This is a genomic window from Nocardia sp. NPDC058705 (genome assembly GCF_042749305.1).
Taxonomy (GTDB): Bacteria; Actinomycetota; Actinomycetes; order Mycobacteriales; family Mycobacteriaceae; genus Nocardia.
On record NZ_JBHYRN010000015.1, the window covers coordinates 66,790 to 89,605 of the forward strand.

A 22,816-nucleotide genomic window follows, 5' to 3' on the forward strand; every position below is an offset into this window, starting at 1 on the left:
GGCTCCGGCGTTGCCTGCTGCTCAGGCCGCTGCGCGCACAACCCCACCGCCCGAACGAACGGCCGCCGCCCCACCGGCCGAATCCCGAACCCACACAACGCAAGTCCGCTCCCCGCAGCGGTAACCCGACCACGCCGCCCCTGCGGCGACGCCGGATCGCAAGTCTGTTCAGCCATCGAGTCATCCTGTTCTCGAGTCGAACACGCCGGTGTATTTGCTCATTTGGACGCACCCCAACCCCATTCGGTTCCCTCGATCCCGAAAACCTTTCCGATTCCCCTGAGAACCAGGCGATTTCGGGCACAACGGCGGGCTGGACCGTCGCGGTAGGGTGCACACGAGTTACCTGCCGGGTGTATCGGGCCGGGATCGAGGCGGTGCCACGTCGCCGGTCCGGGGCAGCCGATCCCTGGATTGACAAGGTCGCGGTATCGTTGACCACGGCAGTCCGCACGAACGGAGCGAGGCATATGCCGCTTCCAGCGATGCATCCTCGACCCGGCAATCTCCGTGAGGTCGCCGAGGAGATCGACCGCGCGACGGGTCTGCGCGTAGAGATTCTGGGCGGAGCGCTCGTGATGTCACCGCCCCGGCGTGGGAAACACGCGGGTTCTCTCCGCCGATTGCGTCAGCAGTTGGCGGCGTCGATGCCGGATGGGCCGGCCGCGTACGAGGTCACCTCGATCGCGATGCCGGATGATTCCGACGACTACTGCACCCCCGACCTGGTCATCCTTCCGGACACCTGGGACACCGCCGACGACTGGCTCGCCGACCCGCTCGACGTCGAACTCGCCGTCGAGGTGATCTCCAAGTCGGAGCGGGCGGCTCAGATCAACGGCAAGAACGGCTGGTACGCGGCGGCGGCGTACGCGCTCTCCTCGTCATCGACCACCGGTAGTCGCCCCGCCACTGCGGACGAACTGCCCACGGACGCCGGACCACGACGAAGCCCGTCGATCACCTCCCTGACCTGGACTGGTCGGTCCACATGGAGACCCCGCCCACCAGCGCTGATCCCCTCGCGAGTAATCCGGATGAATCGTGTCAGCCGCATCCCATAGGATTTACCCAGCACCGATGCGGGATGGCAATGACGCGCCCGCGAACCGATCCCCAGGGGAGAGTCGAACAATCGTGGCCGACGACAACAGTGGAGTCGAGCAGAGCGCCAGTGGAGTCGAGCACAGCGCCAGTGGAGTCGAGCACAGCGCCTTGCTGAGCGAGGAGGCGCTCGCAGCAGCGGCGGCCGAGGCCGAGAAGGCGTTCGCGGCGGCGGGCGACCTGGATGCGCTGGCGGTCGCCAAGACCGACTACATCGGCGGCAAGTCGCCGATCGCGCTCGCGCAGCGTGGGCTGGGCAGTGTGCCCAAGGAGGAGAAGGCCGAGGCCGGTAAGCGGGTCAACGTCGCGCGCAAGCGGGTCTCCGATGCGTTCGAGGCACGCCGTGCCGCGCTCCTGGAAGAGCGCGACCAGGCCGTGCTGGTCTCCGAGAAGATCGACGTCACGCTGCCCGCTCGTCGTCAGCCGGTCGGCGCCCGGCACCCCATCACCGTCATCTCCGAGCAGATCGCCGACTTCTTCGTCGGCATGGGCTGGGAGGTCGCCGAGGGTCCCGAGGTCGAGACCGAGCACTTCAACTTCGACGCGCTGAACTTCCTGCCCGACCACCCCGCACGCACCATGCAGGACACCTTCCACATCGCCCCGGAGGGTTCGCGCCAGGTGCTGCGCACCCACACCTCCCCGGTGCAGGTGCGCTCCATGCTCTCGCGCGAGGTGCCGATCTACATCGCGTGCCCCGGCCGCACCTTCCGCACCGACGAGCTCGACGCCACTCACACCCCGGTGTTCTCCCAGGTGGAGGGTCTGGCGATCGACAAGGGTCTCACAATGGCCCACCTGCGCGGCACCCTGGACGCGTTCGCGCGCGCCATGTTCGGCCCCGAGACGCGAACTCGCATGCGCCCCAACTACTTCCCCTTCACCGAACCGTCGGCCGAGGTCGACGTGTGGTTCCCGAACAAGAAGGGCGGCGCGGGCTGGATCGAGTGGGGTGGCTGCGGCATGGTCAACCCGAAGGTCCTCATCGCCAGCGGCATCGACCCCGAGGTGTATTCCGGGTTCGCGTTCGGCATGGGTATGGAGCGCACCCTGCAGTTCCAGACCACCATCCCCGATATGCGCGACATCGTCGAGGGTGACGTGCGGTTCACCCTGCCCTTCGGTATCCGGTCTTAAGAGAGAGCGAAACGTCAAGTGCGAGTAGCGCAGTCCTGGCTGACCGAGATCCTGCAGCGCACCACCCCCGAGTGGTCGGTGTCGGCGGAAGAGCTCGACGCGGGCTTCGTCCGGGTGGGTCTGGAAGTCGAAGAGGTCGACAAGCTCGAGCCGATCGGCGGCAGTATCGACAAGCCCCTGGTGGTCGGCCGCGTCGCCGAGATCACCGAGCTGACCGAGTTCAAGAAGCCGATCCGCTTCTGCAAGGTCGACGTCGGCAACCCCGAGCTGCAGGAAATCGTCTGCGGCGCACGCAATTTCGCGGTCGGTGACCTCGTGGTCGTCGTGCTGCCCGGTGGTGAGCTGCCCGGCGGTTTCAAGATCTCGTCGCGCAAGACCTACGGCCACACCTCCAACGGCATGATCTGCTCGGTCGCCGAACTCGGCATCGGCAAGGATCACGACGGCATCCTGGTGCTCGAGCCCGGTTCCGCGCAGCCCGGCGACGACGCGAATGTGCTGCTGGGCACCGATGACACGATCATCGAGCTCAACATCACTCCCGATCGCGGCTACTGCTTCTCGGTGCGCGGCCTGGCTCGCGAGCTGGCCTGCGGTTTCGATCTCGAATACGCCGATCCGGCTGTGCGCACGCTGCCCGAGGCCGACGCCGAGGCGTGGTCTGTGCGCCTGGAAGAGGATTCGGACTGCACCCGCTTCGGCGTGCGTCGCGTCACCGGGATGAACCCGAACGCGGTGAGCCCGCTGTGGTTGCAGCGCAGGCTGATGCTGTCGGGCATGCGCCCGATCTCCCCGGCCGTCGACGTCACCAACTACGTGATGCTCGAACTCGGTCAGCCGCTGCACGCCTTCGACGCGGCAAAGCTCAACGGCGCCTTGGTGGTTCGCTCCGCGCACAAGGGCGAGACCCTGCGCACCCTCGACGACACCGAGCGCACCCTCGACGCCGAGGACGTGGTGATCGCCGACAACTCCGGGGTCATCTCCCTCGCCGGTGTGATGGGTGGGGCGAGCACCGAGGTCGGCGCCGAGACCACCGATGTGGTCCTGGAAGCCGCCGTCTGGAACCCGTTGCGGGTCTACCGGACCTCGCGCCGCCACAAGCTCTCCTCGGAGGCGGGCAAGCGCTACGAACGCGTCGTCGATCCCGAGATCAACATCGCCGCGCTCGACCGCGCCGCGACCCTGCTCGCCGATATCACCGGTGGCACCATCGAATCCGCGCTCACCGACATCCGGGTGCCACTGGCGGCGGTCGCGCCGATCGCGATGGACATCGACCTGCCCGACCGTGTCGCCGGCGTCACCTACGCCGCCGGAACCTCGGTGCGCAGGCTCGCCCAGATCGGCGCCGGTGTCGAGATCGAGGTCAACGACGCGGGCAAGACCCAGCTGCTCGTCACCCCGCCGAGCTGGCGTCCCGACCTCGCGCAGCCCGCTGACCTGGTCGAAGAGGTGCTGCGGCTGGAAGGCCTCGAGCAGATCCCGTCGATCCTGCCGACCGCGCCGGGTGGTCGTGGCCTGACCGCGCAGCAGTCGCGTCGCCGTGCGGTCAGCCGGGCGCTGGCCTTCGCCGGTGCCGTCGAGGTGCCGCCGCCCGCCTTCCTGCCCGGCGGTGTGTTCGAGGTGTGGGGTCTGGACGCCGACGACCCGCGCCGCAACACCACCCGCGTGCTGAACCCCCTCGACAGCGACCGCCCCGAACTGGCGACCACGTTGCTGCCGGGTCTGCTGGAAGTGGCCGCCCGCAACATCTCTCGCGGCGCGCGCGATCTCACCATCTACGGCATCGCCCAGGTGGTGCAGCCCGGCACCGAGACCCACGCGGTCGAGGCGCTGCCGGTGGATCGTCGACCCACCGACGAGCAGATCGCCGAACTGAACGCGTCGCTGCCCGCCCAGCCGGTGAATGTGGCCGCGGTGCTCAGCGGCAAGCACGACCCGCGCGGGCCGTGGGGTCCCGGCCGTCCGGCCGAGGCCGCTGACGCCTTCGCGCTGGTCGACGACATCGCCGACGCGGCCGGTGTCACTATCGAACGCCGCTCCGCCGCCTATCTCCCGTGGCACCCCGGTCGCTGCGCGGAACTGCTCGTCGACGGCGTGGTCGTCGGCCACGCGGGCGAACTGCACCCCGCAGTCCTCGAGCGCGCCGGTCTGCCCCCGCGCACCTGCGCACTGGAAGTCGACCTCGACGCCCTCCCGCTGAACGAATCCCTGCCCGCACCAACGATTTCGGCGTTCCCCGCAGTTCTGCAGGACGTGTCGATCAGCGTCGAGAAGACCGTCCCCGCCGCCCAGGTGGAGACCGCTCTGCGCACCGGCGGCGGCGACCTCCTCGAAAGCATCACCCTGTTCGATGTCTACGAAGGCGCCCAAGCAGGCGAGGGCCGCAAATCCCTCACCTACGCCCTGCGCTTCCGCGCCCCCGACCGCACCCTCACCGAAGACGAAGCCAGCGCCGCCCGCGACGCCGCCGTCGCCTCGGCCACCACCGCAGTCGGCGCCGAACTGCGCGGATAGTTCACCCTCGACACCAAAGGCCGCCCGGTCCCGCCGGGCGGCCTTCGTCGTACAGCGGTTGAGGTCCGTTTGGTGTGCGCGGGTTGGGCTCGGTGGGGGCTCGGGATAGGTTGGACGACGTGTCGATGAGTAAAGGCGCCAATGTTGCCGTGCCTCCTGCCGCTGTCCGGGTCGAATTGGGTTGGCAGGCTGGGCCCGGGGTGCCTGATGCTGATGCTTCCGCGTTGTTGCTAGCGGGGGCGAAGGTGCGGTCTGATGACGACTTCGTGTTCTACAACCAGGCCGTGCATCCTTCGGGGGCGGTTCGGTATGAAGGTAAGCAGCAGGGGCAGGTCGTTGTCGATGTGCTGTCGGTGAATCTCGGGCAGGTCGAGGCGCAGATCGAGACGATCGTGTTGGCGGCTTCTGCTGACGGTGGGACGTTCGGGCAGTTTCGTGGGCTCTATGTTCGGGTGATCGATGCGGCGAACGGTGCCGAGGTCGCGCGGTTCGACAGCAGTGGGGCGACGACCGAGACCGCGTTCGTGCTCGGCGAGCTGTACCGCCGCCAGGGAGCGTGGAAGTTCCGTGCGGTCGGGCAGGGGTATGACAGCGGATTGGCCGGGCTCGCTACCGATTTCGGTATTTCCGTCGACGATGCGGCCCCACAGCAGCCTGCGCCGCCGCCTCCGAGCCAGCCGGTTGCCCCGCCGAATCAGCAGCAGTCGTTTTCGACCCCGCCGACCCCGCCGTTCATCCCCGCGCCGCCGCCGAATCGTCCGCAGCAGCCCACACCTCAACCGCCCCAGCCGTTCAACCCCGCGGCCCAGCAGAGCGCACCGCCGGTCAACCTCGCCAAGGTGTCGCTCACCAAGGAAGCCCCGTCCGTCTCCCTGACGAAACACGGCGCCACCGGCGGCGTCATGCGGGTGAACCTCAACTGGACCTCGATGGCCGCCACCGGTCGCCTCTTCGGCAAACTCCGCGGCAAGAACATCGACCTCGACCTGTGCTGCTTCTTCGAATTGGTCAATGGCGCAATCGGTTCCGTGCGGGCCCTGGATCGCCGCTTCGGCGCCCTGTACGAACCGCCGTTCATCCATCTCGACCAGGATGACCGCACCGGCGCCAGCATCACCGGCGAGAACCTGTCGGTCAACCTCGACTGCACCCAGTTCATCCGCCGCATCCTCGTGTTCGCCTCGATCTACGACGGCGCCAGCGATTTCCGCAATGTGCACGCCACCGTCACCCTGCAAACGGCCAACTCCGCGCCGATCGAGATGACCCTGGACGGCTGCACCGACAACTCCCGCGACGCGGTGCTGTTCGCGTTGGAGAACGTCAACGGCGAGTTCGTGGTGCGCCGCGAGGGCACGTTCGTCCGTCCGCCCGCGGGTCAACCGGGTGGTGGCGTGGTGGAGATCGCCCGCCTCTACAACTGGGACTTCGGTTTCCAGGCGGGCCGCGGCAAGTGATCCGCCACCCCGCCACGCGCGTGCTCAACGCGCTGGTCTACCACCCCGACAAACACCTCGCGCAAAACCCGGCGGCGCTGGGCATGGACTACCGCGATCCGACGATGCGGTCGCGACTGTGCGCAAGAGCATTGGCTAAATTACCTTTGCGTCGGTAACCTTGGAGCCCTGCCAATAGTGTAACGAAATCATTACGCTATTGACGAGGCGGTATCGCCGTGACTGCCAGGTCCTTGCGTCCGAGTGATGCTGTTGGACGAACAGCCTCACTCGGGCGTCGTGCGAATTCGATGGTTGCTCGCCCATCGCTATCCTGCACTGGCCTACATTTTCTACTGATCGCGGTGTGTGCGGAAGATGTTGCTAGGTAAGAGATTTGGTAAGTCTTTGGCTGGTGCTGCGGTGCGGATCGCGTCTGCTACCAGACCGACGAGGTAAGTACAACAGCTCGAGTGGGGCAACCGAGGTTGGGCAAGCGTTCGGTCGGGGTCGGTTGAGGTGGGTGGGTTGACACCCGAGTCGGCGGTCTCCAGGATGGGACTGCGCCCGCAAGAGTGCGGGTGGTTACGGAGGGGGACCGGATGCTAGCTGTCGTGGACACAACGATGCCCGGGCCGACTTCTATGCGGCGTTTCGAGGTGTGCTGATGGCAAGCGGCGGGTGGTACAACCACTACGACGACCCTGACGAGTTCTGGGATGAAGAGCCGCTCGTGAAGCCGCAGTCCAACACACACACACACACCGCTGCTCCACAGCCCCCGAATAAACCTGACAGTGGCTCTGGCAATCTAAACCCTGGTCCGGCTGTACCGGACTGGCAGTCGGAGCTAGCCAAGCCGACCCCAAGCCTTCGGCCGGTGAGTCCTGTTGTGCCACAGCAGGGAACCGCGGGACATCAACGCGACACTTCTCAGCGTCGGCCTGATTCGGCGCCGATCTCAGCCCAATTAGGTCTTGACGGATTTCTCGACAGTATGGCACAGCTGCAGCGTGAGCTGGAAGCTGATGCTGCTGAGTGCATGTGGATCGATCAAGTCAGCCGGGGTTTGGAACGGCCTGGGCGTGATCTGACTGGTGCCGTACACACTATTCTTGACGAGAACAACCTTCCTCTTAGGATCACCGTTTCATCGGACTGGCAGTTGCGACTGTCTGTCGGGCGGCTTGATGCCGCGATCATGGAGGCGGCTGGTGTCGCATTCGCCGATGGGTGGCAAAGGGCAACCGAGGAGGTGCGCCGGGCCATGGAGCGCGGCGAGAAACCACCCACTCCAGCGTTGATTTCGACCGCCGAACCAGCAGACGAGCGTTCTTTGGACGAGGTCATAGAAGACGTCTTGGCGATGGTTTCGAAGAAGGATTCTTCTGCACCCACCGCAAGCATGGATGGTGGCGACCTGGGGGTCCCGCAGGCGTCCGGTCGCAATGAGAATATAAGCTTCGAATTTTCCGAATATGGCATCACTTCATGTCGAATTGATGAATCCTGGGCCAGGCGACGTGCGGCAAGCCGAGTCGCGACAGACATAAACTCTACACTTATCGAACAAAAGGATCTGTTCGCATTCCGCGCTCAGCAGGGAGATTCGCGAAGCTCTATTGTCGCTGCGGCTGAGCAGCTGGTCGGTCGACTGCAGCGCGGCGAATTGACATAGGAGGGGCAATGGCACCAACATCGGATCGGATCTCCGTCGCGCTGAGCGCGCTTCGTACTCAGGCAACCGGCTGGGCGGAGAGATCTACTACATTGGATGGTCTGTCTTCACGTATCACCGAGTATACCTACAATGATTATGAAGCCGGGGTCATTTTCTCGGGGTTCATAGACGAATACAACGAAATCATTGCAAAATTGGAGACCCGGCTTAAAGAAGGTGGGTTGGCGATGAAAGAGATCGCAAGGACGTTGAACACGGTCGCGAGCACCTATGAGCAAGAAGATCTCGCCCGGGAACACGAATTGCGCAACCTGTACTAACTTCAGAGGGGGATCAGATGGCGCCATCTACCGCACAAATGGAACAGATCGCTCAAGATCTTATAGATAAGGTTGAGGAGCTATCCGATCTTCCATCGACTATACGTTCAGCCTTCAATGACGCTGCCGAGAGTACGGTAGTTCGCCTCGTTCTGCGTAATGGCGACGATATTATCAGGTATGGAAACAATTTCGCGGACGCGGTCGGTAAGTTGTGGCAACAATTCGTTGATTCATTGAAGGGCCTTGCCGCGCCGGGATTCTTCCTGTCCACCTCATATGACTGGGTCGGCATTGCCAAGGAGGCAAACACGCTGGCCGGCGATCTCGAGGCTACGGCGGTGAAGGTTGACAGCTTTTGGCAAGGAACCGCGGCAACGGCGTATGGCACTGCAATCACACCTCAGCGAGCTGCTGCGACGCGGGTGGGAACGATTGCTAATGCTGCACGAACTGCAATGAATACAGTCGGCATTGCAGGTGTTACGTTCTATGCGTCTTTGCTCCTCGTCGCTGTCGGTGTCATCGTCGAGGCGCTAATCGAAGTTGGTGCTGCGGGGAGTGGTGTTGCCGCTCTTCCTGCCGCAATCGCCGGTCTCATTACGGCTGCAAAGTTCGCGGCCCTTGTTGTCGCAGCGATTTCCGGAGTCACAGCGGTCGTCAACTCGTCGATTTCGCAAGCTCAGGCATTGCAGGTAGAACTGGACAACCCCCAAGGTTTCCCTGAGGGGCACTGGCCGACAACGGGTGCCGAAAATTACAGTGACGCAACTGTGAAAGATGGGGATGCAGATTGGTCGGTGAAAGCGACATGATTGCGGTACCAGGCAGTAATAGTGAAATAGATGTTGTCCGTCGAGTATCGCGGATCAGGACTGTCGTCGCGGTACTGATCGTCGTTGGGGCTTTCGCGGTATCGGATATTCTTTTCCTTCTTGTGCGATACCCCGATCTAGCTCTTAGTGATATTTCTATCGCTGACACCATTTTCGTATCGATTTCGTTGATATCTATTGTAGTTTTCGTCTGCGTTGGACTGTTGCTGTATTGGGGTCGAACGGGAATGGCCGCATTGCGTGCATTGGAATCCATTATGTGGATCGACTTAGGTGCCACTCTTGTGGCAGCTGTCGGACTAATCGTAATTGGATCGATTCCGGCGACTGTATGGTTGATTTCGATCGCTGTCGGGTTTGAATATGTAAGGAAGTTGAGAGACTTTTGGCCATTCCGAGGGTGATGCGTTGGATTCCCGTCTTCGCGGTGGGACTATTGGTTAGTGGCTGCGGCTCCGACGGTGGGACCGGCGGGTCTGCAACGCCGGTTGCGACATTGACCCCCGATGGGCTGCAGCTCTCAGCGCCGACGAGCTATAACCCCTGTGTGGGCGTGAGCCAGCAGATTCTCGATCGGTTCCAGCTACGTAAGGCGACCGACCCGAACTCCGCGGATAGGGATGGGCCAGGCGGGGTGCGTTGGCGTGGGTGCGATTGGGTTCGGTCGAAGGGTTACGCGATCGGTGTCACGACCACGAATATAACGTTGGATTATGTGCGGGCGAACTGGAGCCGGGACCTTCGTGAATTCGACATCGATGGACGCAAAGCCGTTTCGGTACGCAAGAGCGACGATCACCCCGACGAAGTGTGCTCGATCAACGTTGAAATGCAGGGCGGCAGTCTGGAATTCCACCTCGTCAACCCGCCATCTGCTCGGGAGACCGGCCACATGGACACGTGTCAGCTAGGCCTCGAAGTGGCTGACGCTGTTGTGCCGACGCTACCGCCGAGAGCCTGAGTGTGAAAACTTCGCAGACGCAATGAATCTGAAACACGGGATGAGTGAATGACCGGAGATAGTGAGGTACCGCGCCCATTCGCGAACTTGATCACCGAGGCGCGTGAGGGCCGGATGACAGTGCGGATGGAACCCGAGGAGTTCGTCAATATCGACCGTGATTGCCAACGTTTCCTCGATCTCATCCGCGAGATGCAGCGCGGTGCCGAGGGCATTGCCAACACGCCGCCCAAAGATTGGGGTTTGGGAGCTGACAACCCCCTGCTGACCTCAGCGGCAACGATGGTGTCCTGGTTCCGTGACAAAGCCAAGTCCGCGGATGGTGGAAACAGCGTGTACGCCATCCTCGAGGAGCACTACCGGATCGTCGAAGACATCCAAACCGTGCACAAGGTGATCATGGAGCGCTACATCGCCGCTGACGCCGAATTCGCGGCGGAGGTGCGAAGTCTCGAAGCGAGCCTTGGCCCGCTGGCACCGATTGCTGGTGCTCCAGCCCAGGCGACTCCTGAGACGAACCCGAATTCCCGCCACGTCAGCCGCGGAGGCCGATTTTGACCGGTTACGAAATTCCCCGCATCACCGGCGGCGGAGAACGGCCGCGTAGCCTCATCCATGCGGACATCTATGCCGCGTTCCAAGCCACGCAGACCACCAACGCACACACGCTCGCCGCGAGCTATCTGCAGTTGGCCAACGATTGGCAGGCCGGTCTGCAGGTGTTCTCGACGAGCATCCAACGTTCGGTCGCGTCGTCGTGGGAGGGGCAGGCCGCGACCGCGTTCGTGAGCGCGGTCAACCGATACACCACCGCCGCAGCGGAACTCGAAACTGATCTGCGCGCGTTGCACGGCCGGATCGACCAGTCAGCTTCCTCGGTATCTTCCACGAAGTACGAGCTGCCCGAACCCGTCGAAGAGAAGCACCCGCTGCATCCGTCTTCGTGGCCTGTCGTCGGATCCAACCGTGATCCCGTGATCGAGCAGAAGCAGGAAGAAGCTCAGTCGATCATGGAGAACAAGTACGTGACGCCGTTCGTCACGAACTACGATCCTCAGATTCCGGTGCTGAGCTCACCCGTGAATCCGATCGTGCCATACGACATTGCCGAGCCGACAACCGGTGGGAAGGTCGGGCCGGACGGTCAGACGACCGATGACGGATCAGGGGGCGGCGGTGGTGGCGACAGCCCTGGCGAGAATCTGGATGGTCCCACCCCGGAGTCTGAAAACCCGGAAGGAGCAACAACTCCGGAGGACACCTCGGACACCGAAGATCCGGGCTCATCGAGCGAGCAGGACACGAGCGACGAGCCCGGCACGGAGCCGTCGACTTCGCCTCAGTCGACGGCTCCGGCATCGACGGCACCTGTCGGTACGGCAGGTAGTCCTGCGGCTCCGGGCGCGCCGGGTTCGGGCGCGCCGGGCTCTGGCAGTCCTTCGGGCGGGTCACCCGCGGCAGGCGTACCGGGTGTCGCCGGTCGCGCCGTTCCCGGCGTCCCTGGTGTCGTAGCACCAGCAGCTTCTGGCGCAGCCGGTGTATCAGGCGCGGGTGCGGGCCGAGGGATGCCGATGGGTGGTATGCCGATGGGTGGCGCACGCGGTGGGCAGCAGGACGAAGATGCCTCCCGAACCACCCCGGATTACCTGATAAACCAGGCCAATACCGACGAACTCATCGGTGACCAACCACCGACAGTCGCGAATGGCGGTGTCATCGGCGCCCACCTCGTGCCGAAGGATCGAACCTGATGGCGACATGGACTCTGGATCCGGAAACCTTTGCCGCGCACTGGTACAGCGACGCGAATGATAGGTTTCCGCGCCCCCTGAAGTACCTCAGTCGCTACCGAACCGAAGACGAGTTCACGCAGTTCCGCAGCCGCGTCCAGGCCGATCTACAACCAGACACTCGCGAGGAGATCGACCTCGCGATGCACACCTTGGCGACCTCGCCGACCCGGATCGAGATCCTCGGCTGCACGGTCCGGCATCGCGCCAGCACCGGCGCCGATGACAGCAAGGAGTACCGGATTATCGGTGCGCGCGACCACCACCGTGCCGTGCTGGCATTCCAGGGTGGTCGATCGGACGAGTACGGCGATATCAGATTGCGGTTGTTCGCACGGGACAGCCTGCCCGCTCAACTGGACAGCGCCATCCCTGCTCGCGGACCGGGAAGACAGGCACCAGCCACCTTCGATCCCGGGGATCTCGAACCGCGTGACGGTGGCTATTTCGATGACACAGCCCGGGATTCGCCTCGCGAGAAATACCAACGCCTGCTCGGTAATCGCGGCGATGGCTACGGCATCGCCCGCCTCTACGTCGGCACCGGTCAGCCTCCAGCGGACCACGCTGGAGTCCTTCGCTGGTTCGACGTCACCAACGACGGTCGCTACATCGAAACTCGCGGGCAGCATGTCAACGTCCGGCCCGCGACCGGAAATGACCTCACCACCCGTTTCGCTGCGTGGATCGACCGAGCGGACCGGCAATTGAACCAGAAGTCGACGCATTGGTAATCGTGCACTGTCGTCGGGCCGCTGGCGCGTCTGAGACGTGAGCTGTGGGTGCGATCGTCGCGGAGATGTTGCGTACGTGCGGCACAACCAAACACGTGACCTCGATGTCAGAGCGGCCCGCTCGAGCTGGCCACGCGGCATTCGCCCAAGGACGGGATCTACGAACGTAGTGCGCAGATCCGTCCTCCAGCACGGAGCTACCGCATCCGGACTGTGGCATGCTAGCCTGCTACTATGTCACGCAAGGGAGTGAAGCGGGCGTACAAGTACCGCTTCTACCCGACTCCCGCTCAGGCGCAGCAGCTTTCGCAAACGTTCGGTTGTGTCCGCTACGTATTCAATCGGGCGTTGGCCGAGCGCTCCCGCGCATGGACGCAGGAGCAGCGGCGCATCAATTACGCGGATACGTCCTTGATGCTGACGCAGTGGAAGCGCGACCCCGAGACCGTGTGGCTCGCCGAGCCATCAAAAGGTCCGCTCCAGCAAGCGTTGCGCAACCTTCAAGGTGCGTTCGACAAGTTCTGGCGCAAGCAAACGCGCTACCCGCAGTTCAAGAAGAAGGGGCGCTCGAAAGATTCGGCCACCTACTTTTCGAACTGCTTCACCTACCGCGACGGCCGGATCAAGCTGGCGAAGCACTCGGAGCCGCTGGATATCCGCTGGTCTCGTCCACTGCCTGAAGGAGTGCAGCCTTCGCAGGTGACAGTGTCGCGTGACAGGGCGGGCCGCTACCACATCTCGATCCTGGTCGAAGAAGCGATCAGCGAGCACGCACCGGTCGATGCCACGATCGGTGTGGATGCGGGTATCGCTTCGCTGTACACGCTCTCGACCGGCGAGAAGATCTGCAACCCTCGTCACGAGAAGCGGGATCGGGCGCGACTCGCGAAAGCGCAACGTGTGTTGTCCCACAAGCAGAAAGGGTCCGCAAACCAGGCCAAGGCTCGGTTGGCGCTCGCCCGCGTCCATGCCCGCATCGCAGACCGGCGGCGGGATCATCTGCACAAACTCTCCACTCGACTGGTGCGCGAAAACCAAGTGATCGCCATCGAGGACTTGAGTGTGCGGAATATGGTCCGGAATCATTCGCTGGCGCGGGCGATATCGGACGCGTCCTGGTCGCGGTTCCGATCTATGTTGGAGTACAAGGCAGACTGGTACGGGCGTACCGTTGTGGCGATCGACCGGTTCTATCCGTCGTCGAAGACATGCTCAGCATGTGGGCGTATCGCGGGTTCGCTGCCGCTGCATGTCCGAGAGTGGACTTGCGTGTGTGGCGCAGTCCATGACCGGGATGTGAACGCCGCCAAGAACATACAGGCCGTCGGGCTGGCGGTCTTGGCCTGTGGAGATGGTGTGAGACCTCCTCGCTCGTGAAGCGGGGAGGCAGTCGTCGATGAAGCAGGAAACCCGACCCGCGAGGGTCGGAATCCCGGTCCTTCAGGGTTGGGAGGATGTCAACCTCATGTCGACGTTCAGTGCGCGCGGTGCGCAATGGGCGAAGATCATCGCCGACTGGGCCTCCCGGTAGCGCGCGAATTCTGCGTAGCCTGGCGGTATGAGCGAAACGAGCGAACTCCTCGGCCGCATGGCTGCGCTGCCCGACGACGAGCTGGTTGCGCTGCTGCGCGCCGCGGTCGCCGCACGCCCCGGACTCGGCGCGGTCGCCGCCGCACTGGCCCAGGCCGAATTCGGTCATGCCGAGACGGGCGGCCCTGTGACTCTGGACACGAACATCATCGAGGCCGATGTGGTGCCCGTCGCATCCGGGCAGGTCGGAGGCTCGATCCCGGTACCGCCGGTACCGTCGGGGCTACCAGGGACCGGCGCACCCACTCCGACCGGCGGGTATTCCACATCTGGAGTGCCGACATTCGACGCGGTTCGGGATAAGGTCGAGCAGCGTTTCGGCACCGCGCGGGGTATGGACGAGCTAGACCGGCAGACTCCCGCGGGTCGCAACGTCGACGAACAATGGGAGGCGCGGGAAACGGCCGCGCGCGAGCGTCTGGATCGGATCCGGAAATCGATGCAGGGCAACGATTCCGGCGACTCCTAGCCACGCGTCCTCCCTTACGAGCAACGACCGTGATGGGTGGACACACAAATGACGCAGGCGCGCCAGATCGCCGACCGACTGCTCGACGCGCAGGTGGAATTCCTGCTCGCCGAGGTGACCGGTGAACGGTTCGCCGAGGTGATCGCCCGCGACGTGGCCGCCGTCCTTGCCGTCGGCGAAACGATCCGATTCGGTGATGTGGTGTCGCTCGAACAGGGCGAGCAGACGGTGGCGACGGTGCTCGACCGCATCGGCGGCAGCCCCGTGATCGCCGACACCGTCGGCGTCTTCTCCGACGCGATCTACGACCACATCGCGTCCAACACCGAATACACCCTCGGTGACGTCGTCGACCGTGAACCGGTGGAAGCGTTATTGGAGAAGATCTTCGGCATGCATCAGGCGCAGGAGCGAATCCTGGACCGGCTCACCGAGAGCCCGCTGGTCGCCACGGTCGCCTCGCGGTTCGTCGACAAGCTGATCGGTGACTTCGTGCAGGCCAATCGTGAACGCGCCGAGAAGATTCCGGGCGTGTCCTCGCTGATGTCGCTGGGGCAGTCGGCGGCCAACCGGGCCAAGAAGGTCGCGGCCGACAGCACCTTTGTCGGTGACCTCGCGGGCAAGGGTGCGCTGTTCGCGCTCAAGCGCACCAACAACGCGATCCGCGACATGCTGCGTGACGCCCCGGTGCACTCGGCGGCGATGGAATTCTGGGATCTGCACGCCGACGAACCCGTCGCGGGCCTGCGCGAATACCTCACCCAGAAGGACCTCAACGAACTGGTCCAGATCTGCTACGAGATCGCGGTGACGACCAGAGAGAAGGAGTACTTCGGCCTGCTCGTGCGCGAGTGCGTCGAGGTGTTCTACGCCCGATACAGCAACCACACGCTCTCGGCGATGCTGCCCGAACTCGGCCTCGACGCCGACGACATCAGCACCGAGATCCTGCGCTACGGACCGGCCGTGATCGAGTCGGCCAAGCGCAACGGTGTGCTGGCCGGGCTGATCCGGGAACGCCTCGAGCCGTTCTTCTACTCGGATCAGGTGCTGGAAATTCTGGGCGGCGAGGAAACGGACGCAGAACATTCGGTGGCGCGAATTGATTGACATGTTTTTGTTTCTCAATTTGCGCGACCTGATCCTCGCCGGTAGTGATGTCAACCATTCATGCTGATTGCTTGCGTTGAATGTGTTGCGCATCACTGTCTTCGACAGCCTGTATGTATCCGGCAGTGAGCCGCGTGCATAACTCGCGACCGGCGCGGCTGTGAGCATTCGGCTACACAAACCCCGCCGCATTTCCGGCATGTTTAGATCAGTGCACGAATTGCTGTTTTACACCGTTACGAATTGACCGCGCAGTGCGTGGAGTGCAAATTTGCACCTGACTTTCCGTGAGCCATCGCCGATGTTGTTGCGGTGGCATTGCAAAGGAGCAGGTGTGCGTGCACGTTCCCGGCCGAACCCGACCGGAACCCGATCGGACGAGGGCGCTCGAGGGCAGCTGGCCGGCGCCGGGCTGATCCGGCCGCGCACCATTTCCGGTCAGCTCGCTCGGATCTTGGCGGTCTCGCTGGTGCTGGTGCTCGCGCTGCTCGGGCTGACCATGTCGACGCAGGTCAGCGCCTACCGTCGCAGTGGTGAGACCGTGGACGCCGTAGCGGTCGCGCTCGCCGCGCAGGACCTCGTGCAGCAGGTGCAGCGTGAGCGCGGGCTGAGCAATGGGCTGCTCGGCGGTGATCAACGCCTGCGTCAACCTGTCACCGACCAGCGCGCGGGCACCGACTCGGCGTTGCGCGCCCTGGTCGACACGGTCGCGGGCGATCCGCCCGGGGCGGGGGAGGTGCGCTCGGCGCTCGGCCACCTGTCGGGGCTGCCCGCGATCCGCTCCCAGATCGACAACCGTAATGTCACCCGGCAGGCGGCGTTCCAGTTCTACACCGACGGCATCGACGCGCTGAACCGTCTCTCGCTCGGTCTCGACCAGGCGCGCGACCCGGCTGTCCGGCACGGCCTGCAGGCCCTCTACGCACTCGGTGACGCGAAGGAATTCGCCGCCCGCGAGCGCGGCTTCCTCAACGGCGTCTTCGCGGCCGGGGAGTTCGCGCCGGGGGAGTACGTGCAGTTCCTCGACATCCGCGCCGCCCGCAACGCCGCGCTCACCGCATTCGGCCACGACGCGACCCCGGCCCAGCAGGCGCGTCTCGACGCGGTGCTGGCGAGTGAGAACGCCACGCGGGCAACCGAATCGGAGAACATCGCGATCGCCTCGACGCTGGGACCGCTGGTGGAACCGGTCGACCCGGCCGTGTGGTGGGCACAGATGACCGCCGTGATCGACGAGCAGCGCATCGTCCAGCAGGTGATCGGCGATGACGTCGGTGCGCGTGCCGAGAAACTGCGTCGCGACGCCGCGCTGATCCTGGCCGGCTTCGCGCTGGCCGCGCTGCTGGCGATCGCCGCCGAGGTCGCCCTCGTCTTCGCCAGCATCAGGGCCATCGTCCGCCCGCTGGCCCGGCTGGCCACCGAGGCCGACGACGTCGCCTCCACGCGCCTGCCCGAGGTGATCGCCGCCTGGCACAGTGCCGCCGACGCCCAGCCCGACCCGCCAGCCCCGGTCCGCACGCCGCCCGGTGCGAGTGTCGAGATCGCCGCTGTCGCAGGCGCTTTGGACCGGGTGCAGACCACCGCGTTCGACCTCGCTTCCGAGCAGGCCCTGGTGCGACGCAACACCACGGAATCGATGGCGAACCTCGCGCGGCGCAATCAGAACCTGGTGCGTCGCCAGCTGGGCTTGATCAGCGAGTTCGAACGCGAGGAACTCGACCCGAAGGCGCTGTCGAATCTGTTCGAACTCGACCATCTGGCCACCCGCATGCGACGCAACGCCGAGAGCCTACTGGTGCTGGTCGGTGAGGCGAGTCCGCGCCGGTGGGCCGAACCGATCGCGCTCACCGATGTGATCCGGGCCGGGTTGTCCGAGGTCGACGACTACCGGCGGGTGGTGCTGCGCCGGGTCGACGACATCGCGGTGACCGGTGCCGTGGTGAGCGAACTGGCGCATATCCTGGCCGAACTCATCGAGAACGGGCTGGCTTTCTCGCCGCCGGATCTCGAAGTGGAGGTCTACGGGCGCAAGGTCGCGAGCGGGTATCTGCTCGCTGTTGTCGACCACGGGGTCGGGATGCCCACCGAACAGCTCGCCGAAGCCAATGCCCGGCTGCGCGGTGAGCAGGACTTCATCGTCGCTTCCACCCGGTACCTGGGGCATTACGTGGTCGGTCGGCTGGCTGGTCGTCTCGGGATCGACGTGGAGCTCAACACGTCGCCGGTCAGCGGGATCGTCGCTCGTCTGCTGCTTCCGCCTGCTCTGCTTGCCGATGAGAAGTCCGCGCAGACAGCTGATTCCAGGGGCGGTGGAGCTGTTCGATCCGGAAATGGCGCTAGTGCCGAGGTGGACGCGACGGTGTCGAACGTTGCCGACACCCACTCGGCAGAGCTCAGGCCGAACGGCAACGCGGTGCCCGGCAACAACGGCGCGGCGAATTCGGAGCGCGGTCGAGCTGCCCGGGTTGCGTCCCACTCCCACCCCGGCGCGGGACCGGCCTGGCCGACCGACACCAACGGTCGATCCCGGCACAGCCGACCCACGGAATCCGATGCGCGCAGGTTCGCCAACGCCAATGCCAATGGCCACGCGAACGGCAGCGCCAACGGCAATGCGAACGGCAGCGGCGGTGCCAATGGCCACGGGAACGCCAACGTGAACGGCAGCGGCGGCAGCGCCAATGGTTACGGCGGTGGCAGGGCCGACTCCAACGCCCACGCGCCGGAGAACCTTCGATCCGGCGATTCCGCCTATGCCCATTTCCTCAGCAGCACAGCAGATTCCGCGCAATTGCCGCCCGCGGAGTCCCGCAACGGCGCACCGACAGTCGATCACTACGTCATACCGACCCCCACGGAGCTGACCGGCGTCCACAACGGCTCATCAGCACCCCACCCCCGCGACCTACCCACCGTCGAATCCATCGGCATCCCCACCGTCGAACGCACCCGCAACGGCCTGGTCAAACGCAGCAAACGCGCCAAGATCACCGGCGCACCGGAACGCCCTCGCCGTGATCCCCACCAGGACCGCCCACCGGTCGTCGAACGCACCCCCGACCAGACCCGCAGCATGCTCTCCTCGTTCCGCACCGGCCACGAACGCGGGGGCGACAACGAATCCTGCTCCACCCCACTAGATCCCACCCGCTGACCGATCGGACCCGACCACAGGAGCCCCGGTGACCACCCACCTACCGACCGCCGATCCGCACACCTTCAACTGGCTGCTCGGCAACTTCGTCCGCAATACCGACGGCGTGCGCGACACTGTCGCCGTGTCCTCCGACGGCCTACTGATAGCCATGTCGGACGGCCTCGACCGCACCGGCGCCGACCGGCTCGCCGCGATGGTGTCGGGCCTGTCCAGCCTCGCCCGGAGTGCTTCGCGCAGTTACGATTTCGACGGTCTCAAGCTGATCATGATCGAGATGAAGCGCGGCTTCCTGCTGGTGTCGGCACTGGGTGACGGCAGCTGCCTGGGAGTGATCGCCGACGGCGGCTGCGATGTCGGCCTGGTCGGCTACGAGATGGCGATTCTCGCCGAACGCGCCGGTGCACTGCTCGACCCGCTGCTGATCAGCGAACTGCGAGAATCGTTGCGCAGATGAGAGATCCAGATCTCCCGCGGTTGCCCGACCCGCGCATGATCCCGATGAACCAGCCCGCGGGCTGGCGCGGGCCGGTCCCGTCGGTGCCGGTGGCTCCCACCGACCACCAGGACGTCGACGACCGTTTCGTTCGACCCTTCGTGATCACCGCGGGCCGCACCGTCCCGGTGCTGGACGGGCTGCGCATCGAAACCCTCGTCCAGGCGCCGCCCTCCGCGCTGTCGGCACCGCTGCGGTTCGAAGAGCGCACCGTGGTCCAGCTGTGTCTGACACCGCATTCCATCGCCGAAATCGGTGCCGCGCTGCGGGTTCCGGTCGGCATCGCCAAGGTGATCGTCAGCGATCTGGCGGCGGCGGGGCATGTGACCGTCCGTGACGCGCCGGAACTGTCGACCGCCGCCATCGAGAGGATCCGCGACCTTGTCCGCGCTCTTTAACGCACCAGCTATGCCGTCCTCGGTGAAGATCGTGGTCAGCGGCGGCTTCGGCGTCGGGAAGACCACCTTCATCGGGGCCATCTCCGAAATCGAACCGCTGGTCACCGAGGCCTCGATGACCGAGGTCTCCATCGGCATCGACGATCCCGGCCGCCGTGCCGAGAAGACCGCCACCACAGTGGCTTTGGACTTCGGCCGGATCACCCTCGACCAATCCCTGATCCTCTACCTCTTCGGCACCCCCGGCCAGGACCGCTTCGTTTTCCTCTGGGACGACCTGGTCGACGGGGCGCTGGGCGCGGTGATCGTCGTCGACACCGGCCGCGTCGAGGACTGCTACTCCGTCCTCGACTACTTCGAAGAGCACAACACCCCCTTCGTCGTCGTGGTCAACCGCTTCGACGACACCCAGCAATTCGACCTGAACGAAGTCCGCGAAGCCCTCGGCATCGACGACTGGATCCCCGTCCTCGACTGCGACGCCCGCTCCCGAGACTCCGTCCGCGACGTCCTCGTAGCCCTCCTCGAACAGGTCCTCCTACACCGCGTTCAACCCCGCCACCGGGAGGTGAGCTGACCCGCCCGCGCCGCAACGACTCGGAAAGGGTCGGCGGTGCTCAGCAGCGTCCGTTCGGGCACGCCGAGACGGCGGGCCAGGAGTCGACGTTCCCTGATCTGGGCCGCGGTGTGCGGCCTGAAGCCGGGGCCGCATCCCTGGCAGCAAGTGGGATGGAAACGTAGGCCCGATTCCAGGACGGCGGCCAATGCTGTCCACGCACTCTTGTTCCGCCGCGCGGGCACCTCGAGATAGCGACCGGCATTGATCATCGGTGCCCGGCAGAGTGGGCATGCTCGGCCGGATTCACTCGGTCGGAGTTTGAACGAAACCCGGCACGGCAGACACACGTGATGGCTGGAATAAGGCGCCCCCATGGGGGCAGCCTACGTCGGTCGCCACCTGTCCTCCAGTGGTTATCAGCGGCTGCCGAGGGGTGTGCCGAACAGGGAGGCGAACTTCGCGGCGAGGGTGTCGCCGAGGAAGTCGAGGGCGCCGGGGGTGGCGGCCATGGTGCCTGCGTCGGAGGTGATGCAGCCGGTGGGGGCGGGGATGCCGTCGAGGCGGTCGCGCAGCCAGATCAGGGCGGCCGGTCCGCCCACCAGTTCGGCGACGATGTGTTCGCTGGCGTGATCGCGGGTGTAGGTCAGGGATGTGCCGGGGTCGCGGCAGTAGGTGTCGACGAGGGTGTCGGTGGCGGCGAGGGGCAGGATCTCGTCCCAGGCGGAATGCCAGATGAACAGAGGCATGTCGGGGACGGATTTGCCCATACGGGTGTCGTCGAGCATCGCCGCGACCGGCGGGTCGTCGAGGGGGTTGCCGTCGGAGCCGATCATGCCGGTGAGATTCAGGAACGGCAGCAGCGCCGACTGATACTGCACGCACAGTGGCGATTTGATCGCGAACAGCCCCTTGCCGAGCGGGTCGAGCCGCTGGTCGAGGTAGGCGGCGAAGTCGGGGTATTCGCGGGTGAGGCCGAGAACGGCGGCGAAGACGAGGCCCGAGGTGGCCTGGTTGCTCGCCATGGTCAGCGCGGGACCGAGATCGGCGCCGACCCCGCCCTCGGCCGCGCCCACGATGTTCAGTTCGGGCGCGTAGGAACTGTGCAGTTCGGCAGCATGGCCGGTGGCGATGGAACCGCCGGAGTAGCCGTAGAGCCCCACCGGCGCGGTCGGTCCCGCCTCGAGCGGGGCGAAGCTGGTCGCCGCGCGAATGCCGTCGAGGGTGATCCGGCCGGCCAGCGGTCCGGCCGCGTAGGCCGAATTCGGACCCTGATGGTCCGGGACGACCACGGCCCAGCCCTGCGCCAGCGCCGCCTGCGCGAACAGGAACTCGGCGGGCACCACGATCTGCCCCGCCACCGCGGCGGCCGAAAGATGTTGCAGCGCATAGGACGGCGCGCAGTATCCCGCCGTCGAGTCCTCGGCCAACTGCACCGACAGCAGCTTGCGCGGCGACGGTGCCTGCCCACGTGGCTTGATCAGGGTGGCGACCGCGGGGATCGCCTCGTCGCGGCTGTCGTTGGAGCGATACGACACCTGCCACGCGTCGACATCGACCGGCAGCACGCCGAAATCGGCGATCCGCACCTGTCGGACCGCGATGATCGCGCCCGGCGCCGTCGCCGCCACCACATCGGCGGGCGGCAGGTAGAAGCCCGGATCCCATTCGGGCGGTAGCGGAATCACCGGCGGGGGCGCCGCCGACGGCTCGGCCGCTGCCGGCCCCGCCGCCAAAACTGTTGCGGCCGCGAACAAGCCGGTGGCAAGGGCGAGCCATCGCTGAACGAAGGGAGATCTCATCGCGCTCAGTCCTCACAGAAATTGAGACGCCTTCGTCTCAATAGTGGCAACTATGACACGGGTGTGGCGCGGATCGCAATCAATTGCCGGGAGACGCCGAGATGAGGCTGTTCAGGATGGTGGTGAAGACCTCGACCAGCTCGTCGACGGGCGGTCGCGGGTCGTCCAGGCTCCACTGGTGCACCGCGCCGTTCACCGCCCCGATGAACGCCGCCATCGGCACCCGCCAGCCACCGGCCGGCATCCGCGCCCCATCGCGCCCGGCTGCGATCGCGGTGACGACTTCCCCCCACCGATCCCTGACCTGCGCCCGATACTCCTCGATCTCCGGGCTCACCCCGACGATGTCGACGAAAGCGACTTTGGCGCAACGGATGTCGTCGGTGATCGCCGTCGTATAAGCCCGTATCGCCGCTTCGATGAGCGCACGCAGATCGTCGGATTCCACCGCCGCCAGCGCCGCGGCCACCGCCGCCCCGGCCTTGTCCTGCACGAAGTCGTACACCGCGACGAGCAGCTCCTCGCGCCCGGCGAACTGTTCATAGAACTGCCGACGCGACAACCCCGCGACCGCGCACACATCGGTCAGCGAACTGTTGGCGTACGACTTCTCCGCGAAAACGGTCAGCCCCGCGTCGATGAACAGCGCCCGCCGCTCGACCTGCCGCTCGGCGACCGAGGTGCCGGTGTAGTTGTGTCGGGTCCGCCCAGCGCTCACCCCA

At 65.2% G+C, this 22,816-nt stretch carries 20 protein-coding genes; 18 read left to right on the plus strand and 2 right to left on the minus strand.

Going from position 1 to position 22,816, the window contains the following annotated elements; all coding sequences use genetic code 11:
- Positions 1–470: 470 nt before the first annotated feature.
- From ACFW6D_RS18605 to ACFW6D_RS18690, 18 genes are all read left to right on the plus strand, one after another.
- Complete coding sequence (locus ACFW6D_RS18605; RefSeq protein WP_379329671.1) at positions 471–1,064, plus strand: Uma2 family endonuclease; 594 nt, start codon at positions 471–473, stop codon at positions 1,062–1,064.
- A 73-nt stretch (positions 1,065–1,137) separates the two neighbouring features.
- On the plus strand, positions 1,138–2,241 hold the full coding sequence (gene pheS, locus ACFW6D_RS18610; protein WP_379329673.1) for a phenylalanine--tRNA ligase subunit alpha: 1,104 nt from the start codon (positions 1,138–1,140) through the stop codon (positions 2,239–2,241).
- An 18-nt stretch (positions 2,242–2,259) separates the two neighbouring features.
- A complete protein-coding gene (pheT, locus tag ACFW6D_RS18615) occupies positions 2,260–4,761 on the plus strand; it encodes a phenylalanine--tRNA ligase subunit beta (protein WP_379329675.1) in 2,502 nt (833 codons plus the stop codon).
- 125 nt (positions 4,762–4,886) lie between these two features.
- On the plus strand, positions 4,887–6,218 hold the full coding sequence (locus tag ACFW6D_RS18620) for a TerD family protein (protein ID WP_379329821.1): 1,332 nt from the start codon (positions 4,887–4,889) through the stop codon (positions 6,216–6,218).
- A 976-nt stretch (positions 6,219–7,194) separates the two neighbouring features.
- The gene (locus tag ACFW6D_RS18625; protein WP_379329677.1) at positions 7,195–7,875 is read left to right on the plus strand and encodes a hypothetical protein; all 681 of its coding nucleotides are present in this window, start codon (positions 7,195–7,197) and stop codon (positions 7,873–7,875) included.
- Between the two features lie 8 nt (positions 7,876–7,883).
- Positions 7,884–8,198 (plus strand): type VII secretion target, encoded by a 315-nt coding sequence (locus ACFW6D_RS18630; protein ID WP_379329679.1) that lies wholly within the window; start codon positions 7,884–7,886, stop codon positions 8,196–8,198.
- Positions 8,199–8,215: 17 nt separating this feature from the next.
- A complete protein-coding gene (locus tag ACFW6D_RS18635; protein WP_379329681.1) occupies positions 8,216–9,013 on the plus strand; it encodes a hypothetical protein in 798 nt (265 codons plus the stop codon).
- Between the two features lie 424 nt (positions 9,014–9,437).
- Positions 9,438–9,995: a DUF3558 domain-containing protein gene (locus tag ACFW6D_RS18640; RefSeq protein ID WP_379329683.1), complete on the plus strand. Its 558-nt coding sequence runs from the start codon at positions 9,438–9,440 to the stop codon at positions 9,993–9,995.
- 126 nt (positions 9,996–10,121) lie between these two features.
- On the plus strand, positions 10,122–10,553 hold the full coding sequence (locus tag ACFW6D_RS18645) for a hypothetical protein (protein WP_379329684.1): 432 nt from the start codon (positions 10,122–10,124) through the stop codon (positions 10,551–10,553).
- Complete coding sequence (locus ACFW6D_RS18650; RefSeq protein ID WP_379329686.1) at positions 10,550–11,746, plus strand: WXG100 family type VII secretion target; 1,197 nt, start codon at positions 10,550–10,552, stop codon at positions 11,744–11,746. The genes ACFW6D_RS18645 and ACFW6D_RS18650 overlap by 4 nt, the downstream gene beginning before the upstream one ends.
- Positions 11,746–12,519 carry an ESX secretion-associated protein EspG gene (locus tag ACFW6D_RS18655; RefSeq protein ID WP_379329688.1) on the plus strand — a complete coding sequence of 258 codons (774 nt, stop codon included), beginning with the start codon at positions 11,746–11,748 and terminating at the stop codon, positions 12,517–12,519. Before ACFW6D_RS18650 ends, ACFW6D_RS18655 begins: the two co-directional genes overlap by 1 nt.
- Positions 12,520–12,753: 234 nt before the next feature.
- Positions 12,754–13,896, plus strand: coding sequence for an RNA-guided endonuclease InsQ/TnpB family protein (locus ACFW6D_RS18660; protein ID WP_379329690.1), 1,143 nt, complete (start codon positions 12,754–12,756; stop codon positions 13,894–13,896).
- Between the two features lie 181 nt (positions 13,897–14,077).
- A complete protein-coding gene (locus tag ACFW6D_RS18665) occupies positions 14,078–14,578 on the plus strand; it encodes a PspA/IM30 family protein (RefSeq protein ID WP_379329692.1) in 501 nt (166 codons plus the stop codon).
- A gap of 48 nt (positions 14,579–14,626) precedes the next feature.
- Complete coding sequence (locus tag ACFW6D_RS18670; protein ID WP_379329694.1) at positions 14,627–15,688, plus strand: hypothetical protein; 1,062 nt, start codon at positions 14,627–14,629, stop codon at positions 15,686–15,688.
- 334 nt (positions 15,689–16,022) lie between these two features.
- Positions 16,023–18,842 (plus strand): nitrate- and nitrite sensing domain-containing protein, encoded by a 2,820-nt coding sequence (locus tag ACFW6D_RS18675; RefSeq protein WP_379329696.1) that lies wholly within the window; start codon positions 16,023–16,025, stop codon positions 18,840–18,842.
- A gap of 28 nt (positions 18,843–18,870) precedes the next feature.
- On the plus strand, positions 18,871–19,299 hold the full coding sequence (locus ACFW6D_RS18680; protein ID WP_379299790.1) for a roadblock/LC7 domain-containing protein: 429 nt from the start codon (positions 18,871–18,873) through the stop codon (positions 19,297–19,299).
- Positions 19,296–19,736 (plus strand): DUF742 domain-containing protein, encoded by a 441-nt coding sequence (locus tag ACFW6D_RS18685; protein ID WP_379329698.1) that lies wholly within the window; start codon positions 19,296–19,298, stop codon positions 19,734–19,736. The genes ACFW6D_RS18680 and ACFW6D_RS18685 overlap by 4 nt, the downstream gene beginning before the upstream one ends.
- Before the next feature lie 31 nt (positions 19,737–19,767).
- Positions 19,768–20,313 carry an ATP/GTP-binding protein gene (locus ACFW6D_RS18690; protein WP_379329823.1) on the plus strand — a complete coding sequence of 182 codons (546 nt, stop codon included), beginning with the start codon at positions 19,768–19,770 and terminating at the stop codon, positions 20,311–20,313.
- 398 nt (positions 20,314–20,711) lie between these two features.
- Here ACFW6D_RS18690 and ACFW6D_RS18695 read toward each other — a convergent pair whose 3' ends face one another.
- Together ACFW6D_RS18695 and ACFW6D_RS18700 are read right to left on the minus strand one after the other, a co-directional pair.
- Positions 20,712–22,094 (minus strand): lipase family protein, encoded by a 1,383-nt coding sequence (locus ACFW6D_RS18695; protein ID WP_379329700.1) that lies wholly within the window; start codon positions 22,092–22,094, stop codon positions 20,712–20,714.
- 79 nt (positions 22,095–22,173) lie between these two features.
- Entirely contained in the window at positions 22,174–22,812 is a 639-nt protein-coding gene (locus tag ACFW6D_RS18700) for a TetR/AcrR family transcriptional regulator (RefSeq protein ID WP_379329702.1), read from the minus strand.
- Between the last annotated feature and the right edge of the window lie 4 nt (positions 22,813–22,816).

Excerpts from the sequence above, each read along its gene's own strand:
- ACFW6D_RS18635 (WP_379329681.1), top strand. The coding sequence starts at position 8,216 with ATGGCGCCATCTACCGCACAAATGGAACAGATCGCTCAAGATCTTATA.
- ACFW6D_RS18640 (WP_379329683.1), top strand. The coding sequence starts at position 9,438 with ATGCGTTGGATTCCCGTCTTCGCGGTGGGACTATTGGTTAGTGGCTGC.
- ACFW6D_RS18660 (WP_379329690.1), top strand. The coding sequence starts at position 12,754 with ATGTCACGCAAGGGAGTGAAGCGGGCGTACAAGTACCGCTTCTACCCG.
- ACFW6D_RS18665 (WP_379329692.1), top strand. The coding sequence starts at position 14,078 with ATGAGCGAAACGAGCGAACTCCTCGGCCGCATGGCTGCGCTGCCCGAC.
- ACFW6D_RS18605 (WP_379329671.1), top strand. The coding sequence starts at position 471 with ATGCCGCTTCCAGCGATGCATCCTCGACCCGGCAATCTCCGTGAGGTC.
- ACFW6D_RS18685 (WP_379329698.1), top strand. The coding sequence starts at position 19,296 with ATGAGAGATCCAGATCTCCCGCGGTTGCCCGACCCGCGCATGATCCCG.
- ACFW6D_RS18645 (WP_379329684.1), top strand. The coding sequence starts at position 10,122 with ATGGAACCCGAGGAGTTCGTCAATATCGACCGTGATTGCCAACGTTTC.
- ACFW6D_RS18670 (WP_379329694.1), top strand. The coding sequence starts at position 14,627 with ATGACGCAGGCGCGCCAGATCGCCGACCGACTGCTCGACGCGCAGGTG.
- ACFW6D_RS18620 (WP_379329821.1), top strand. The coding sequence starts at position 4,887 with ATGAGTAAAGGCGCCAATGTTGCCGTGCCTCCTGCCGCTGTCCGGGTC.
- ACFW6D_RS18695 (WP_379329700.1), bottom strand. The coding sequence starts at position 22,094 with ATGAGATCTCCCTTCGTTCAGCGATGGCTCGCCCTTGCCACCGGCTTG.
- ACFW6D_RS18655 (WP_379329688.1), top strand. The coding sequence starts at position 11,746 with ATGGCGACATGGACTCTGGATCCGGAAACCTTTGCCGCGCACTGGTAC.
- ACFW6D_RS18630 (WP_379329679.1), top strand. The coding sequence starts at position 7,884 with ATGGCACCAACATCGGATCGGATCTCCGTCGCGCTGAGCGCGCTTCGT.
- ACFW6D_RS18625 (WP_379329677.1), top strand. The coding sequence starts at position 7,195 with ATGGCACAGCTGCAGCGTGAGCTGGAAGCTGATGCTGCTGAGTGCATG.